This window comes from Pseudomonas sp. No.21 (assembly GCF_054558415.1).
Genome location: NZ_BAAJNO010000001.1, coordinates 281,474 through 296,466, shown reverse-complemented (window position 1 = coordinate 296,466; position 14,993 = coordinate 281,474). Strand labels below are relative to the sequence as shown.

Genomic DNA, 14,993 nt, shown 5'->3' with positions numbered 1-14,993 from the left:
GAATCCCGTTCTTTTTTGCAGCAGTCCCAGAGTCTTATGTCCGATACAGCCAAAACCCGCGTGATCGTCGGCATGTCCGGCGGCGTGGACTCTTCCGTTTCCGCCCTCCTGCTGATGGAACAGGGTTACCAGGTGGAAGGCCTGTTCATGAAGAACTGGGACGAGGACGACGGCACCGAATACTGCACCGCCAAGGAAGACTTGGCGGACGCCCAGGCCGTGTGCGATCGCATCGGCATCAAGCTGCACACAGCCAACTTCGCCGCCGAGTACTGGGACAACGTGTTCGAGCACTTCCTCGCCGAATACAAGGCGGGCCGCACGCCCAACCCGGACATCCTCTGCAACCGCGAGATCAAGTTCAAAGCCTTCCTCGACTACGCCCTGATGCTCGGTGCCGACCTCATCGCCACCGGCCATTACGTACGTCGCCGCGACATCGACGGCCGCACCGAACTGCTCAAGGGCCTGGACCCGAACAAGGACCAGAGCTATTTCCTCCACGCCGTCGGCGGCAAGGAAATCGCCCGCACCCTGTTCCCCGTCGGCGAACTGGAGAAGCCCGAAGTCCGCGCCATTGCCGAAAAACACGGCCTGGCCACCGCGAAGAAGAAAGACTCCACCGGCATCTGCTTCATCGGTGAGCGCCGCTTCAGCGACTTCCTCAAGCAATACCTGCCAGCCCAGCCCGGCGACATCGAAACCACCGACGGCGAAGTCATCGGCCGCCACCACGGCCTGATGTACCACACCATCGGCCAGCGCCAGGGCCTCGGCATCGGCGGCATGAAGGACGCCAGCGACGAACCCTGGTACGTCCTGGCCAAGGACGTCGCGCGCAACGTACTGGTCGTCGGCCAAGGCAACGAACACCCCTGGCTGTTCTCCCGCGCCCTGCTCGTGTCGGAGATCTTCTGGGTCAATCCGATCGAGCTCGACCAGCCCCGCCCCCTGACCGCCAAGGTCCGCTACCGGCAGAGCGACCAGGCCTGCACCCTGGAGCGCACCGCCAATGGCTATCGTGCGGTCTTCGACGATCCCCAACGGGCTGTAACGCCCGGCCAGTCGGTAGTCTTCTATGACGGCGAAATCTGCCTGGGTGGTGGCGTGATCGAAACGGCCGAAGCCTGGGACGCCGAGGTGCGCCGCCCATGACGCCCCTGCAGGAACAACTGGTAGCACTGGGCGCCGTGTTCGAAGCCGCCGTGCTGGTGGACAAGATCGCCAAGACCGGCCAGGTCAGCGAAGCCCCGCTGGGCTGCATGCTCGGCAGCCTGCTGGTTCGCGACCCGAAGAACACCCTGGACGTTTATGGCGGCGACGACATCAACCTGCGCGACGGCTACAAGGCCCTGATCAGCGCCCTGGAACGCGAGCCCAGCAGCCTGCAGCGCGAACCATTGCGCTACGCCCTGTCACTCCTGACCCTGGAGCGCCAGCTGAACAAGCGCGAGGACATGCTGCAACTGATCGGTAGCCGGCTCGACCAGATCCAGCAGCAGACGCAGCACTTCGGCGTGGTCCACGACAACGTCATCGCCTCGTGCGGCAGCCTCTACCAGGACACCCTCAGCACCTTCCGCCAGCGCATCCAGGTCCATGGCGACATGCGCCACCTGCAACAACCCAGCAATGCCGCCAAGATCCGCGCCCTGCTGCTCACCGGCATCCGCTCCGCCCGCCTCTGGCGCCAACTCGGCGGCCATCGCTGGCAGTTGCTGTTCAGTCGCCGCAAGTTGCTGGGCGAGCTCTACCCCATGCTGCGCAACTGAATTCGTGGGCAAGCGCCGAACGGCGCAAGCCCGCTCGCGTTATCGGGGCCGGTTTTCGTGTATGATGTGCGCCCTTTTCGTTGACCGATTGTCCGAGAACGCCCCATGCAGCTCTCCTCGCTCACCGCGGTTTCCCCCGTCGATGGCCGCTACGCCGGCAAAACCAGCGCACTGCGCCCGATCTTCAGTGAATATGGCCTGATCCGCTTCCGCGTACAGGTCGAAGTCCGCTGGCTGCAGCGCCTTGCCGCCCACTCCGGCGTTCCGGAAGTCGCCCCCTTCTCTGCCGAAGCCAATGCTCTGCTGAACGAGCTGGCCGAGAACTTCCAGCTGGAGCACGCCGAGCGCATCAAGGAAATCGAGCGCACCACCAACCACGACGTCAAGGCCGTGGAGTACCTGCTCAAGGAGCAGGCCGCCAAGCTGCCCGAACTGGCTAAGGTCAGCGAGTTCATCCACTTCGCCTGCACCAGCGAGGACATCAACAACCTGTCCCACGCCTTGATGCTGCGCGAAGGCCGCGACGGCGTGCTGCTGCCGCTGATGCGCCAGACCGCCGAGGCCATCCGTGAGCTGGCGATCCGCTTCGCCGACGTGCCGATGCTCTCCCGCACCCACGGCCAGCCCGCCTCCCCCACCACACTGGGCAAGGAACTGGCCAACGTCGTCTACCGCCTGGAGCGCCAGATCGCCCAGGTAGCCGCCGTACCGCTGCTGGGCAAGATCAACGGTGCCGTGGGCAACTACAACGCCCACCTCTCGGCCTACCCGGAAATCGACTGGGAAGCCAACGCCCGCGAATTCATCGAAGGTGACCTGGGCCTGAGCTTCAACCCCTACACCACCCAGATCGAGCCGCACGATTACATCGCCGAGCTGTTCGACGCCATCGCCCGCTTCAACACCATCCTCATCGACTTCGATCGCGACGTCTGGGGCTACATCTCCCTCGGCTACTTCAAGCAGAAGACCGTCGCCGGCGAGATCGGCTCCTCGACCATGCCGCACAAGGTCAACCCGATCGACTTCGAGAACTCCGAAGGCAACCTCGGCATCGCCAACGCACTGTTCCAGCACCTGGCCAGCAAGCTGCCGATCTCCCGCTGGCAGCGCGACCTGACCGACTCCACCGTGCTGCGCAACCTCGGCGTCGGCTTCGCCCACAGCGTCATCGCCTACGAAGCCAGCCTCAAGGGCATCGGCAAGCTGGAACTGAACGAAGCACGCATCGCCGCCGACCTGGACGCCTGCTGGGAAGTCCTCGCCGAACCGATCCAGACCGTGATGCGCCGCTACGCCATCGAAAATCCCTACGAGAAGCTGAAGGAACTGACCCGCGGCAAGGGCATCAGCCCCGAAGCGCTGCAGACTTTCATCGACGGCCTCGACATGCCGGCCGAAGCCAAGGCCGAACTGCGCAAGCTGACCCCCGCCGCCTACATCGGCAACGCGGCAGCCCAGGCCAAGCGTATCTGACGGCTATCGCCCCCTTGCACGCCCGGCTGTGCCGGGCGTTTTTATTTGAAAGGTTCCGCCATGACTTCCGATCTTCCCCTGCAAATCCTCGGCGGCATCTCCGCCCGTGAATTCCTCCGCGACTACTGGCAGAAGAAACCTCTGCTGATCCGCCAGGCCATCCCGGACTACGAGAGCCCCATCTCCCCCGACGAACTGGCCGGCCTGTCCCTGGAAGAGGAAGTCGAATCGCGCCTGGTGATCGAACATGGCGAGCACCCGTGGGAACTCCGCCGCGGCCCGTTCTCCGAAGACACCTACCAGGACCTGCCGGAAAAGGACTGGACCCTCCTCGTCCAGTCCGTCGACCAGTTCGTCCCGGAAGTCGCCGAGCTGCTGGAACATTTCCGCTTCCTGCCCAGCTGGCGCATCGACGACATCATGGTCAGCTTCGCCGCGCCGGGCGGTGGTGTCGGTCCGCACTACGACAACTACGACGTGTTCCTGCTCCAGGCCCACGGCCAGCGCCGCTGGAAGATCGGCCAGATGTGCGACGCCGAAAGCCCGCTGCTGCCCCACGCCGACCTGCGTATCCTCGCCGACTTCCAGGGCACCGATGAGTGGGTGCTGGAGCCCGGCGACATGCTCTACCTGCCGCCGCGCCTGGCCCACTTCGGCATCGCCGAGGACGACTGCATGACCTACTCGGTCGGCTTCCGCGCCCCTAGCGCCGCTGAAGTGCTGACCCATTTCACCGACTTCCTCGCCCAGTTCATCCCTGACGAAGAACGCTACAGCGACGCCGACATCGCGCCGGTCAGCGACCCCTACCAGATCCAGCAGGACGCCCTCGATCGCCTCAAGGCCCTGCTGGCCGAGCACATGAGCGACGAACGCCTACTGCTGACCTGGTTCGGCCAGTTCATGACCGAGCCGCGCTACCCCGAACTGGTCGCCGGCACCGAAGTGGACGAAGACGAGTTCGTCGGCGCCCTGGAAGATGGCGCCGTGCTGATCCGCAACCCCAGCGCCCGCATGGCCTGGTCCGAAGTGGATATCGGCCTGGTGCTCTTCGCCAGCGGCCAGAGCCGCCTGCTGCCCAGCAGCCTGCGCGAGCTGCTGAAACTGGTCTGCGCCAGCGACGCACTGCACATCGACAACCTCGGCCAATGGCTGGCCGACGAGGACGGGCGTAAGCTTCTGTGGGAACTGGTCAAGCAAGGAAGTCTGGAGTTTGCCGATGAGTGAGATACACGTCCGCATCGCCGATTGGCAGAAGGACAATGCCGACCTGCGCCGCATCCGTGAAACCGTGTTCATCGCCGAACAGGCGGTGGCGCCGGAGCAGGAATGGGATGCGGAAGACGTCGACGCAGTCCACTTCCTCGCCCTGGAGCGCGATTACGCCATCGGCACCGCGCGCCTGCTGCCCGACGGACATATCGGCCGCGTCTCGGTACTCAAGGACTGGCGCGGCCTGCGGGTCGGCGATCGCCTGCTGGAAGCGGTGATCGCCGAAGCGGAGCGTCGCGGCCTCAAACAGCAGATGCTCTCCGCCCAGGTGCACGCCACCCCCTTCTATGAGCGCCACGGCTTCCGCGTCGTCAGCGGCGAGTTCCTCGAAGCCGGCATCCCCCACGTGGACATGGTGCGCGACAGCCAGTAGAGGTCGACATGGAACCCAACGCCCCGGAAAACCAAGAGCCCGATGCCGAATTGCCGGCCATCGAATTCCAGTCACCGGGGCGTTTCGAGGTCCACAACCCGGTCCCGGATCTGCGTGAGCCGGCCCCCTGGGAGCCAGCGCCCTACACCCTTGGCGAACACCCCGACCTGCAGCGCTTCGCCAAGCCCGACGATGCACGCCCCCACGCCCTCGCCCTGCTGCAGCAGGCGCAGCGCAACCTGTGTTTCTACACGCCGGACCTCGAAGCCTGGCTCTACCACCACAGCAGCATCCAGGACGCCTGTACCCGCTTTCTCCTGGCCAACCCGCGCAACCGCCTGCGCATCCTGATACGTGACGTCACGCGCCCGGTAAAGGAAGGCCATCGCCTGCTCAACCTGGTGCGACGCCTGTCCAGCAACAGCCAGATCCGCAAGCTCAATCCCGATCACTCCAACGAAGAGTGCGCCTACCTGCTGGTGGATGATCGCGGCCTGCTGCTGCGCCCGGAACTGGATAGCTTCTCCGGCTACGCTCTGTACAACGACCCCGGGCGCTGCCGCCTGCGCCAGGCCCAGTTCGACCAGGCCTGGGAACAGAGCGTCAGCGATCCCGACCTGCGGAGTTTCCTGCTATGACCCCACGCGCGCTCCTCGCCGCCCTGCTCATTGCCCTGAGCCTGCCGCTCCTGGCCGCGACCGAGGTGATCCCGCTCAACTACCGCACCGCCGAGGACGTGATGCCCGTGGTGCAATCGGTGCTCGGCAACGAAGGCCGCGTCAGCGCCTACGGCAACCAGCTGATCGTCAATGCCGAGCCGGCGAAGATCCAGGAGCTGCGCACGGTCCTTGGCCAGCTGGACACCGCGCCCAAGCGCCTGCTGATCTCGGTGGACACCAGCGACAGCAACTACCAGGACGATCGTGGCTACGCGGTCAACGGCTCGGCCAGCGTAGGCGGCGTGGATGTGGAAGCGGGGCGTGGTGAGGTGCGCGGCCGCGACCAGGTACGCATCATCCGCCGCAGCACCGACAGCCGCGGCGGCGGCGTGCAACAGGTTCAGGCCAGCGAGGGCTACCCGGCGCTGATCCAGGTCGGCCAAAGCGTTCCCATCACCACCGCCAGCACCGGCCCCTACGGGCAGGTCTACAGCAACACCGAGTACCGCAACGTGACCCGCGGCTTCTATGTCACCGCCAGCGTCACAGGCGACATCGTCCACGTCAGCATCAGCAGCAACAGCGACCGCCTGAGCCAGTCCCAGCCCGGAGTGATCGACGTGCAGAGCACCGATACCCGTGTCAGCGGTCGCCTCGGCGAGTGGATCACGGTCGGCGGCGTCAATCAGTCCAGCCAGTCCGATGACAGCGGCTTCCTGCAGCGCCGCAGCACCCAGGGCGGCGAAAACATGACCATGCGCCTGAAGGTCGAGAGCCTCGACTGACCCTCCCTTTCCCTGACCAATCGGTCGTTCTTAAGACTTATGTAGTAGTGCGAAAAAATCACTACAAAACGTTTGACGAACACTTGTTTGAAGCGCATCATGGCCCCGCTCCCGCTAACCAGGGGCCCTGCAACGGGCTCCCGGGCCGCGCTCAATACCTTCGAGCCGTCCCGTGTTGTTACAGCCCACAAGGCAGTTCGACGAGGTTGCGACTGGAACGAAGTTGTCCTGAGGGACGGGGAAGCGTTTAACGCAGCAGCCAGATCGACGATCCAACCGAACCTGATCCGCCAAAGGCATCCACGAGCCGTAGGCGAACAGGACGGACAGCGAAGTCATCTGTACCGCTCGTCTCGTCACCCCCTCCTCTCGAGTGTCCTACTCGTACCGGTCACATTCTCGACGTTCTGTGGTGAGCTACCCGTGATGCCTTCAAGGGCTTCACAGGGGGAAGTCGGTGCTCAACCAAACACATTTGAAGGATTGACCATGTCCGCATATCAAAACGACATCAAGGCAGTTGCCGCTCTGAAAGAAGCCGCAGGCAACAGCTGGAGCGCTATCAACCCGGAATCCGTCGCTCGTATGCGCGCCCAGAACCGCTTCAAGACCGGTCTGGACATCGCCAAGTACACCGCGGCCATCATGCGCAAGGACATGGCCGAATACGACGCCGACGCCTCCGTCTACACCCAGTCCCTGGGCTGCTGGCACGGCTTCATCGGTCAGCAGAAGCTGATCTCCATCAAGAAGCACCTGAAGACCACCAACAAGCGCTACCTCTACCTGTCCGGCTGGATGGTCGCGGCCCTGCGTTCCGACTTCGGCCCGCTGCCGGACCAGTCGATGCACGAGAAAACCGCCGTTTCCGGCCTGATCGAAGAGCTGTACACCTTCCTGCGCCAGGCTGACGCCCGCGAACTGGATCTGCTCTTCACCGCCCTGGACGCCGCCCGCGCCGCTGGCGACAAGGTCAAGGCCGATGAGATCCAGGCCCAGATCGACGGCTACGAAACCCACGTCGTTCCGATCATCGCCGACATCGACGCTGGCTTCGGTAACCCGGAAGCCACCTACCTGCTGGCCAAGAAGATGATCGAAGCGGGTGCCTGCTGCATCCAGATCGAGAACCAGGTTTCCGACGAGAAGCAGTGCGGCCACCAGGACGGCAAAGTGACCGTTCCGCACGAAGATTTCCTCGCCAAGATCAACGCAGTTCGCTACGCCTTCCTCGAGCTGGGCGTTGACGACGGCGTGATCGTTGCCCGTACCGACTCCCTGGGTGCCGGCCTGACCAAGCAGATCGCCGTGACCAAGCAGCCGGGCGACCTGGGCGACCAGTACAACTCCTTCCTGGACTGCGAAGAAATCACCCCTGCCGAGCTGAAGAACGGCGACGTGGTGATCAACCGCGAAGGCAAGCTGCTGCGTCCCAAGCGCCTGCCGTCCAACCTGTTCCAGTTCCGTGCCGGCACTGGCGAAGACCGCTGCGTACTGGACTGCATCACCAGCCTGCAGAACGGCGCCGACCTGCTGTGGATCGAAACCGAGAAGCCGCACGTTGGCCAGATCAAGGGCATGGTTGACCGCATTCGTCAGGTCATCCCGAACGCCAAGCTGGTCTACAACAACAGCCCGTCCTTCAACTGGACCCTGAACTTCCGCCAGCAGGTGTTCGATGCGTTCGTCGCCGAAGGCAAGGACGTTTCCGCCTACGACCGCGCCAAGCTGATGAGCGTCGAGTACGACGAAACCGAACTGGCCCAGGTTGCAGACGAGAAGATCCGCACCTTCCAGCGCGACGGTTCGGCTCACGCCGGCATCTTCCACCACCTGATCACCCTGCCGACCTACCACACCGCCGCGCTGTCCACCGACAACCTGGCCAAAGGGTACTTCGCCGACCAGGGCATGCTGGCCTACGTCAAAGGCGTACAGCGTCAGGAACTGCGTCAGGGCATCGCCTGCGTCAAGCACCAGAACATGGCTGGCTCCGACATCGGCGACAACCACAAAGAGTACTTCGCTGGCGAAGCGGCTCTGAAGGCAAGCGGTAAAGACAACACCATGAACCAGTTCCACTAATAGGAACTGTTCACCAGCACGACCCTCGGGTCGGCTGGATGCCTCGAAGCCCTGGCAGCGATGCCGGGGCTTTTTTTATGCACCGCGAAACCTCCCCGGAGGAACGCCTTGCATCCATCGCGCGTCTGAACTTACCTCTGGCCGACAGCCGACGGTTTCAATCCGATGCCCAGATCGCTCATTTCCTGCCTGCTGACCCTGATCCCCTTCCTCGCCCATGCCGGCGACCTGGAGCAACGCTTCACCCCAGGCACGCTCCAGCCCATCCTCGACCACCTTCAGCACAACGAGCATCCGCGTTTCGCCGTGGTCGACTACTCCCAGCGCTCTGACCAGAAGCGCTTCCTTCTATACGACCGCCACACCCACAAGCTGCTTGCGCGCTACCGCGTGGCCCATGGCAAGGGCTCGGATGCCGACCACGACGGCTACGCCGAGCGCTTCTCCAACGAACCTGAAAGCCACGCCTCCGCCCTCGGCGCCTACCGCACCGGCGAGGTCTACCGGAGCGAACAGCCCGGCCATGGCCTGTCGATGCGCCTGGCCGGGCTGGACTCGAGCAATGACAAGGCCATGCAGCGCGCCATCGTCATCCACGCCATGGACTACATGGAGGAGAGGTTCATCCGCCAGCACGGCGTGGCCGGGCGCAGTTTCGGCTGCCTGGTGCTGTCCGACGACGACCGCGACCAGGTGATCGAAGCGCTCCGCGGCGGCGCACTGATCTTCGCCATCCAGCCGACGCCTGCATCATCCGGGACGCCCTGAAGCGTTTTGTGCGGCACAGCACATAAGGCACCACGCCCGTCGCACTGTCACAGTTCCGTCGCCTTCAGGTCGTAGCGTCAAGTCTCCGCCGATTCGCCCGTATGGAGACAGAGCCTTGAACAACGAGAAAGAGAACGCCGTCCTCTTTGGAAATGGCGACGAAGTGCCGAGCAACCAGTCCCGGAACCCCCACATCAGCGAGCTGATCGAAGGCGTGAAACGCCGCGAGGTGCTGGCCGGTGGCGCCGCACTCGGCGCCCTCGCCTTCCTCGGCGTATCCCTGCCCGGCCAGGCCGAGGCCGGCCAGGATGAGGCCCGCAGCCTCGGCTTCCCCTTCAAGCCGCGCCGCCGACTGGCCTTCGAAGGCATCCCGGCCGGCCGCGCCGACACCATCACCGTGCCGCCGGGCTACAAGGCAACGCCCTTCATTCCCTGGGGCACGCCCATCACCGGCCGTTACCCGGCGTTCGCCGAGGACGCCAGCAACAGCGCTCAAGACCAGGCCGAACAGACCGGCATGCACCACGACGGCATGCACTTCTTCCCCATCGACACCCGCCACGGCCTGGGCCTGCGCTCCGACCACGGCCTGCTGGTACTCAACCACGAGTACATCGATGCGCCCTTGCTGCACCCCAATGGCCCGACCGTCGTGAGCGGCAAGCGCACGAGCGCCGAGGAAGTGCGCAAGGAGATCAACGCCCACGGCGTATCGGTGGTGGAGATCCGCCGTGACGTGCGCGGCGAGTGGACGGTGGTGCCGAGCCGCCGCAACCGGCGCATCACCGCCGCCACGCCGATGCAGATCAGCGGCCCGGCACGCGGCAACAAGCTGCTGCAGACCCGCCACAGCCCCAACGGAACCGCCGCACGCGGCACCCAGAACAACTGCTCCAACGGCTTCACGCCCTGGGGCACCTACCTCACCTGCGAGGAGAACTGGGCCGGCTACTTCTCCACCCGCGACGCCGACCTGCCCCGCGAGCTGAAACGCTACGGCCTGCGCAACGGCAGCCGCTTCGGCTGGGAAACCCTCCCCGGCGATGAGTTCGAGCGCTTCGACGCCACCCGCAAGGCCGCCGACGCCAAGGGCGACTACCGCAACGAGCCGAACCAGTTCGGCTGGATCGTCGAGATCGACCCCTTCGAACCCGACTCCGTACCGGTCAAGCGCACCGCCCTGGGCCGCTTCGCCCACGAAGGCCTGATCTTCGCCCCGGTGAAGGCCGGCCGCCCGGTGGTGTGCTATTCCGGCGACGACTCGCAGAACGAGTACATCTACAAATACGTCAGCCGCGACGCCTACCGCCCCGGCCGCAGCAACGGCCGCCTGCTCGACGAAGGCACCCTGTACGTGGCGCGCTTCAACGCCGATGGCAGCGGCCAGTGGCTGGCGCTGGACATCAACGACAAATCCTTCCTCAAGGCCTGCCTCGCCGCAGGCGTGGCCTTCGCCGACCAGGGCGAGGTGCTGATCAACACCCGTCTGGCGGCGGACGTGGTCGGCGCCACCAAGATGGACCGCCCCGAGTGGGGCGCGGTGAACCCCGACAACGGCGAGGTGTACTTCACCCTCACCAACAACACCGCACGCACCACGCCGGATGCGCCCAACCCGCGCCCGGTCAACGCCTACGGCCATATCATCCGCTGGCGCGAACAGAGCCGCGACTATGCAGGCAAGGCCTTCAACTGGAACCTGTTCATGCTTGCCGGCCCGGAAACCGACAGCCGCAGCCCGAGCGGCAAGCCGCTGGATGCCAGCAACATCCTCGCCAGCCCCGACGGCCTGTGGTTCGACGACGACGGCCGCCTGTGGATCCAGACCGACATGAGCGGCAGCCAACTGGCTTCCGGTCCCTTCGGCAACAACCAGATGCTGGTGGCGGACCCGCGCACCGGCGAACTCAAGCGCTTCCTGGTCGGCCCGCTGGGCGCCGAGGTCACCGGCATCGCCGCGACCCCGGACTTCCGCACCCTGTTCGTCAACATCCAGCACCCGGGCGAGGGCTCCACGCCCACCAACCTGACCAGCACCTGGCCGGACGGACCGGGCAAGCGGCCGCGCTCCTCCACGGTGGTCATCACCCGAGAGGACCGCCGCCGCATTCTCTGATCCCCCCAGCCACTGGCCGAAGTGCCAGGCATTTGCGACCGGCCAGCAATGGCCGGTCCTTTTTACCGGTGACAGACTGGCCGCCCATTCACCAAGGGCCCATCCATGCCAGCCAACCGTCTGAGTCGCGCCACCGCCCTGGTAAGCCGACTGCCCGCCACGCTGCACACGCCCCTCCTGAGCCTGCTGATAGGCAGCCAGGTCCGCTTCGCCGGCACCGCACGCGTGCGCGTCCATCACCTGAGCCAGCAGCGCGCGGTAATGAGCCTCGCCAATCGCCCCCGCGTGCGCAATCACATCAAGGGCGTGCATGCGGCCGCCATGGCATTGCTGGCAGAGTCCGCCACCGGCTTGCTGGTGGGCATGAACGTGCCGGACGACAAGCTGCCGCTGATAAAGAGCCTGCACGTGGACTACCTCAAGCGCGCCACAGGCGGCCTGAAAGCGGTGGCCGAACTGGACGCCGAGCAGGTCCGCCGCATCCACGAAGAGGACCGGGGCGAAGTCCGTGTCGCAGTGATCATCACCGACGAAACCGGCATCGAGCCCATCCGCTGCGAAATGATCTGGGCCTGGGTCACCCGCAAGCGCGAGCCTTGACTAAGCTGTACGAATGTCCCAACTGGAAGGGCGAGCCCCAATGGCACGAATCCATCTCATCCTGGCAAGCACTGCGATCGCCGCGGTTACCGCCGCCGCCACCCTCTACTGGCGCCTGCCCCCCGAAGCCCAGGTCGCCGCCCAGCGCTCACCACAGGCCACCCAGGCGCCTGCCTCTTCGGCGAGCGACGCGCCGGAGACGACGGGGACGCCGCGCATCGATCCTGCGCGGATGACGGAATACGAGAAGCGCCTGGAGTTTCACTCGGCCTACCGCGACTTCTTCAAGGCCGCGCCCGGCCTCTCGGCCGAAGCGCGCGAGCAACAGGCCGCCCGCCTGGCCGAGGAAGTACAGGCCCACGAGCAGAGCGGCGAGCTGGCAGCAAGCGAATCGCTGATGCTGCAGATCGCCCTCATCCAGGCGACCAGCACGGACGTGGAAGAACAGAAAGCGCGGGCCAATGCCCTGCTGCAACGCTACAAGGCCCGCAGCGATGCGCTGGAGAAGAAGCTGGCGGCGAAGCCCTCGCCCCAGTTCGATCACTACAAGCAGGAAGAAAAGCGCATCGTCGAAGAAGTGCTGGCGATGCAGAACATCCCCGACGGCCTGAGCCGCGACGAGTACCTCAGGCAGCGCCTGCAGCAGGCCCGCGAGCAGGCTTACCACTAAGGCCGCGAGGCGGATCGCCCGCCTCGCGCCCCTCCATCAGAGCAGCTGGTTGAGAATGTAGTAGAGCAGGTTGAAGGGCTTGGCCCGATCGGCCGCATCGCTCGTCTCGGAGGCATCCATAACCGGCCCGCTGCCATCCAGCACATTGGTGACGAAATCATCCAGTTGCAGGTTCTGCTCCTGGATATCGGCATTGGCGAACTCGATGATGCTGGTGCAATGGCTCTCGTTCACCGCGCGGTACTGCGGGAAGTAACCGCCGAAATTGTGCAGGTTGGCCAGGGTATTGCGCAGGCGACCGGTGTCCACGTCCCACTTGGCGTGGATCAACGCCTCCTTGGTGGCCTGGTCCGGTGCGTTGGCGATCTCCGGATAGAAGCGCTCGTAGGAATACGACGAGTAGTTGAGGTCCTTCCAGAAGTGCGTGTGCCCGAGGCGATCACCCGGCAGGTTCGCGGAAAGCGCCGGGTAGATGCTGCCCAGGTCGTTGAGGGTGACGCCCGGCAGGCGGCTCTGCAGCAACTGCAGCGGGCCATTGTCGAGGCCCCAGGCCTGGCGGATGAAAGTCTGCAATGGCAGCGACGGGTAGGCCTGGTTGCTGCCGCCTGCCACCGCGCTGAACACCGGCCCCGAGTCGTCGATCATGAAACCGCGGGTGGGCGCGATGTCCTGGCGGGTCACCGCATGGCTGATCAGGCTCCCCGCCCCGCCGGCGCTGCAGCCGGTGGACAACATCTGCTCCGGGCGCTCCAGGTTGTCCTTGAGCCAGGCCGTCACCGCACGGGTATTGCGCAGCCCGTTGTGGTGCCAGATCAGCTGCGGCTTCTGCCCGGTGGGGTCCTGGTAGACCGCCACCTTGTCGCCGGAATAGATGTCGCCCGTGCAATAGGGCACATAGACCATGTTCCAGTTCTGCGTCTTCACCCGCGTCCAGGGATGCAGCCGCACCACGAAGGGGCTGACCAGGCTGGCGCTGGGGTTCAGCAGCTTCATGTAGTCATCGGGAATCCCGTTGGGGTTGCGCGCACCGCGGATGCCGGTCTGCCCGGTGCAACTGGCGTAGTCCCAGCAGGCGCCGCCGCCTTCCATATAGATGATGGTGTTGCTGGTATTGGGCACCCGATTGACGAAGAACTTGTAGGGCGAGCCGTTACCGCATACCGCACCCGTCTCGGGCGCGAGCTGCACCGTCTGCCAGGCGTAGTAGTTGCCCGCCTTGAAGCCGGAATCGAACCCGGCGGGGTTGGCCAGCAACGGATAGGGCCCGACCCGCTGCTCGGGCAGGACCTTGTTGTCGGCCTTGGGCGGCGAGGTGAGGTTGATCAAGGTCCGCCAGAACCCGTAATCGCCGAGCTCGGCGTGGGCAGGCAAGGACGGCAGGAAGAACAGCAGGAGCACGAAGCAATGACGCAGCGACTTGGCAACGCCCATGGCGATTCCCTCTTTTTTCTTGTTTTTCAAGTGGACCAGCGCGCCCAGGCAGGCGAATCCGTGGTCCAGCCGACCCACTGAGTACGACAGGGAAACAGGGGGAACGCGCCGTATCCACGACGCACCTAGCACGCTAGTACAAGGTCGTCAGAGCAACAACGATAGCCCCATAAGAATTAGGCATAGAGGAAAGAAGTTGTGAGTAACAGCGGCTATTAAGTGCGCATGTTTTAACCACTTTCGTAGGACTCGCTCTGTAGTGGTTATATATTCTCCAGTCAAATGATAATGACTATCATTAACCAGCCTGTATCTGTGCCCTGCGGCATAGCGCCGCAATCCGACCAAAGCCTGACAAAAAACCGGAACCCCCGCCGCCCTAGGCTTTCAGAGCTGTACAAGGTGTTTAAACTGGCTTTCGGGTTAATTTTTTAGTCTGAAAAATTTACTTGTACGCCCATACGGGCATAAAATTGTCCGAATAGATTGCCGGGCACTCTTGTGCGGGCAAGGATCATTTTAATAACGAGTGAACGCCGTTCCTTGTTGAAGGAGTTCAGGCATGTCGGAAGCCACTGCCATTCTTTCCCATAACTGGGGTTTCGCTGTTTTCCTGCTGGGCGTCATCGGCCTCTGCGCCTTCATGCTCGGCGTATCGAGCCTGCTCGGCAGCCGCGCCCACGGTCGCGCCAAGAACGAACCCTTCGAATCTGGGATGCTCCCCACCGGCAGTGCCCGCCTGCGCCTCTCCGCAAAATTCTATCTGGTCGCGATGCTCTTCGTGATCTTCGACGTCGAAGCCCTCTTTCTCTTCGCCTGGGCCGTATCCGTTCGCGAAAGCGGGTGGGCGGGCCTCATCGAAGCTACCATTTTCATAGCAATTCTGTTGGCAGGTCTTGCCTATCTCTGGCGCATCGGAGCCCTCGACTGGGCCCCCGAAGGTCGTCGCAATCGGCAGGCGAAGCTAAAACAATGAGGCTTTGGCG

The 14,993-nt window shown here is 64.2% G+C and carries 14 protein-coding genes; 13 read left to right on the top strand and 1 reads right to left on the bottom strand.

The window, feature by feature from the left end; translation table 11 throughout:
* Window positions 1–36 precede the first annotated feature (36 nt).
* The 12 genes from mnmA to ACYJSS_RS01270 all read left to right on the top strand — a co-directional run bounded on the left by mnmA (window position 37) and on the right by ACYJSS_RS01270 (window position 12,576).
* Entirely contained in the window at window positions 37–1,155 is a 1,119-nt protein-coding gene (gene mnmA, locus ACYJSS_RS01325; protein ID WP_111262143.1) for a tRNA 2-thiouridine(34) synthase MnmA, read from the top strand.
* Entirely contained in the window at window positions 1,152–1,772 is a 621-nt protein-coding gene (gene hflD / locus ACYJSS_RS01320) for a high frequency lysogenization protein HflD (RefSeq protein ID WP_111262142.1), read from the top strand. The genes mnmA and hflD overlap by 4 nt, the downstream gene beginning before the upstream one ends.
* Window positions 1,773–1,877: 105 nt before the next feature.
* Complete coding sequence (gene purB, locus ACYJSS_RS01315; RefSeq protein ID WP_111262141.1) at window positions 1,878–3,248, top strand: adenylosuccinate lyase; 1,371 nt, start codon at window positions 1,878–1,880, stop codon at window positions 3,246–3,248.
* Between the two features lie 60 nt (window positions 3,249–3,308).
* Window positions 3,309–4,475: a ribosomal protein uL16 3-hydroxylase gene (locus tag ACYJSS_RS01310; protein WP_236205240.1), complete on the top strand. Its 1,167-nt coding sequence runs from the start codon at window positions 3,309–3,311 to the stop codon at window positions 4,473–4,475.
* A complete protein-coding gene (locus ACYJSS_RS01305) occupies window positions 4,468–4,893 on the top strand; it encodes a GNAT family N-acetyltransferase (RefSeq protein ID WP_111262139.1) in 426 nt (141 codons plus the stop codon). The genes ACYJSS_RS01310 and ACYJSS_RS01305 overlap by 8 nt, the downstream gene beginning before the upstream one ends.
* Window positions 4,894–4,901: 8 nt before the next feature.
* The gene (locus tag ACYJSS_RS01300) at window positions 4,902–5,531 is read left to right on the top strand and encodes a DUF7931 domain-containing protein (RefSeq protein ID WP_111262138.1); all 630 of its coding nucleotides are present in this window, start codon (window positions 4,902–4,904) and stop codon (window positions 5,529–5,531) included.
* Window positions 5,528–6,337 carry a secretin N-terminal domain-containing protein gene (locus ACYJSS_RS01295; protein ID WP_111262137.1) on the top strand — a complete coding sequence of 270 codons (810 nt, stop codon included), beginning with the start codon at window positions 5,528–5,530 and terminating at the stop codon, window positions 6,335–6,337. Before ACYJSS_RS01300 ends, ACYJSS_RS01295 begins: the two co-directional genes overlap by 4 nt.
* A 489-nt stretch (window positions 6,338–6,826) precedes the next feature.
* A complete protein-coding gene (locus tag ACYJSS_RS01290) occupies window positions 6,827–8,422 on the top strand; it encodes an isocitrate lyase (RefSeq protein ID WP_111262136.1) in 1,596 nt (531 codons plus the stop codon).
* A gap of 165 nt (window positions 8,423–8,587) precedes the next feature.
* Window positions 8,588–9,190, top strand: coding sequence for a murein L,D-transpeptidase catalytic domain family protein (locus ACYJSS_RS01285; protein WP_111262135.1), 603 nt, complete (start codon window positions 8,588–8,590; stop codon window positions 9,188–9,190).
* A 115-nt stretch (window positions 9,191–9,305) separates the two neighbouring features.
* Window positions 9,306–11,306 carry a PhoX family protein gene (locus tag ACYJSS_RS01280; protein WP_111262134.1) on the top strand — a complete coding sequence of 667 codons (2,001 nt, stop codon included), beginning with the start codon at window positions 9,306–9,308 and terminating at the stop codon, window positions 11,304–11,306.
* Window positions 11,307–11,411: 105 nt separating this feature from the next.
* Window positions 11,412–11,906, top strand: coding sequence for a DUF4442 domain-containing protein (locus ACYJSS_RS01275; RefSeq protein WP_111262133.1), 495 nt, complete (start codon window positions 11,412–11,414; stop codon window positions 11,904–11,906).
* A 40-nt stretch (window positions 11,907–11,946) separates the two neighbouring features.
* Complete coding sequence (locus ACYJSS_RS01270; RefSeq protein ID WP_111262132.1) at window positions 11,947–12,576, top strand: hypothetical protein; 630 nt, start codon at window positions 11,947–11,949, stop codon at window positions 12,574–12,576.
* 36 nt (window positions 12,577–12,612) lie between these two features.
* Here ACYJSS_RS01270 and ACYJSS_RS01265 read toward each other — a convergent pair whose 3' ends face one another.
* Window positions 12,613–14,007 carry a pectin acetylesterase-family hydrolase gene (locus ACYJSS_RS01265; protein WP_111262131.1) on the bottom strand — a complete coding sequence of 465 codons (1,395 nt, stop codon included), beginning with the start codon at window positions 14,005–14,007 and terminating at the stop codon, window positions 12,613–12,615.
* Window positions 14,008–14,569: 562 nt separating this feature from the next.
* On the opposite strand from ACYJSS_RS01265, the gene ACYJSS_RS01260 reads away from it, so the two are divergent.
* Window positions 14,570–14,983, top strand: a complete 414-nt coding sequence (locus ACYJSS_RS01260) for an NADH-quinone oxidoreductase subunit A (protein ID WP_111262130.1) — start codon at window positions 14,570–14,572, stop codon at window positions 14,981–14,983.
* The last annotated feature ends 10 nt before the right edge of the window (window positions 14,984–14,993 follow it).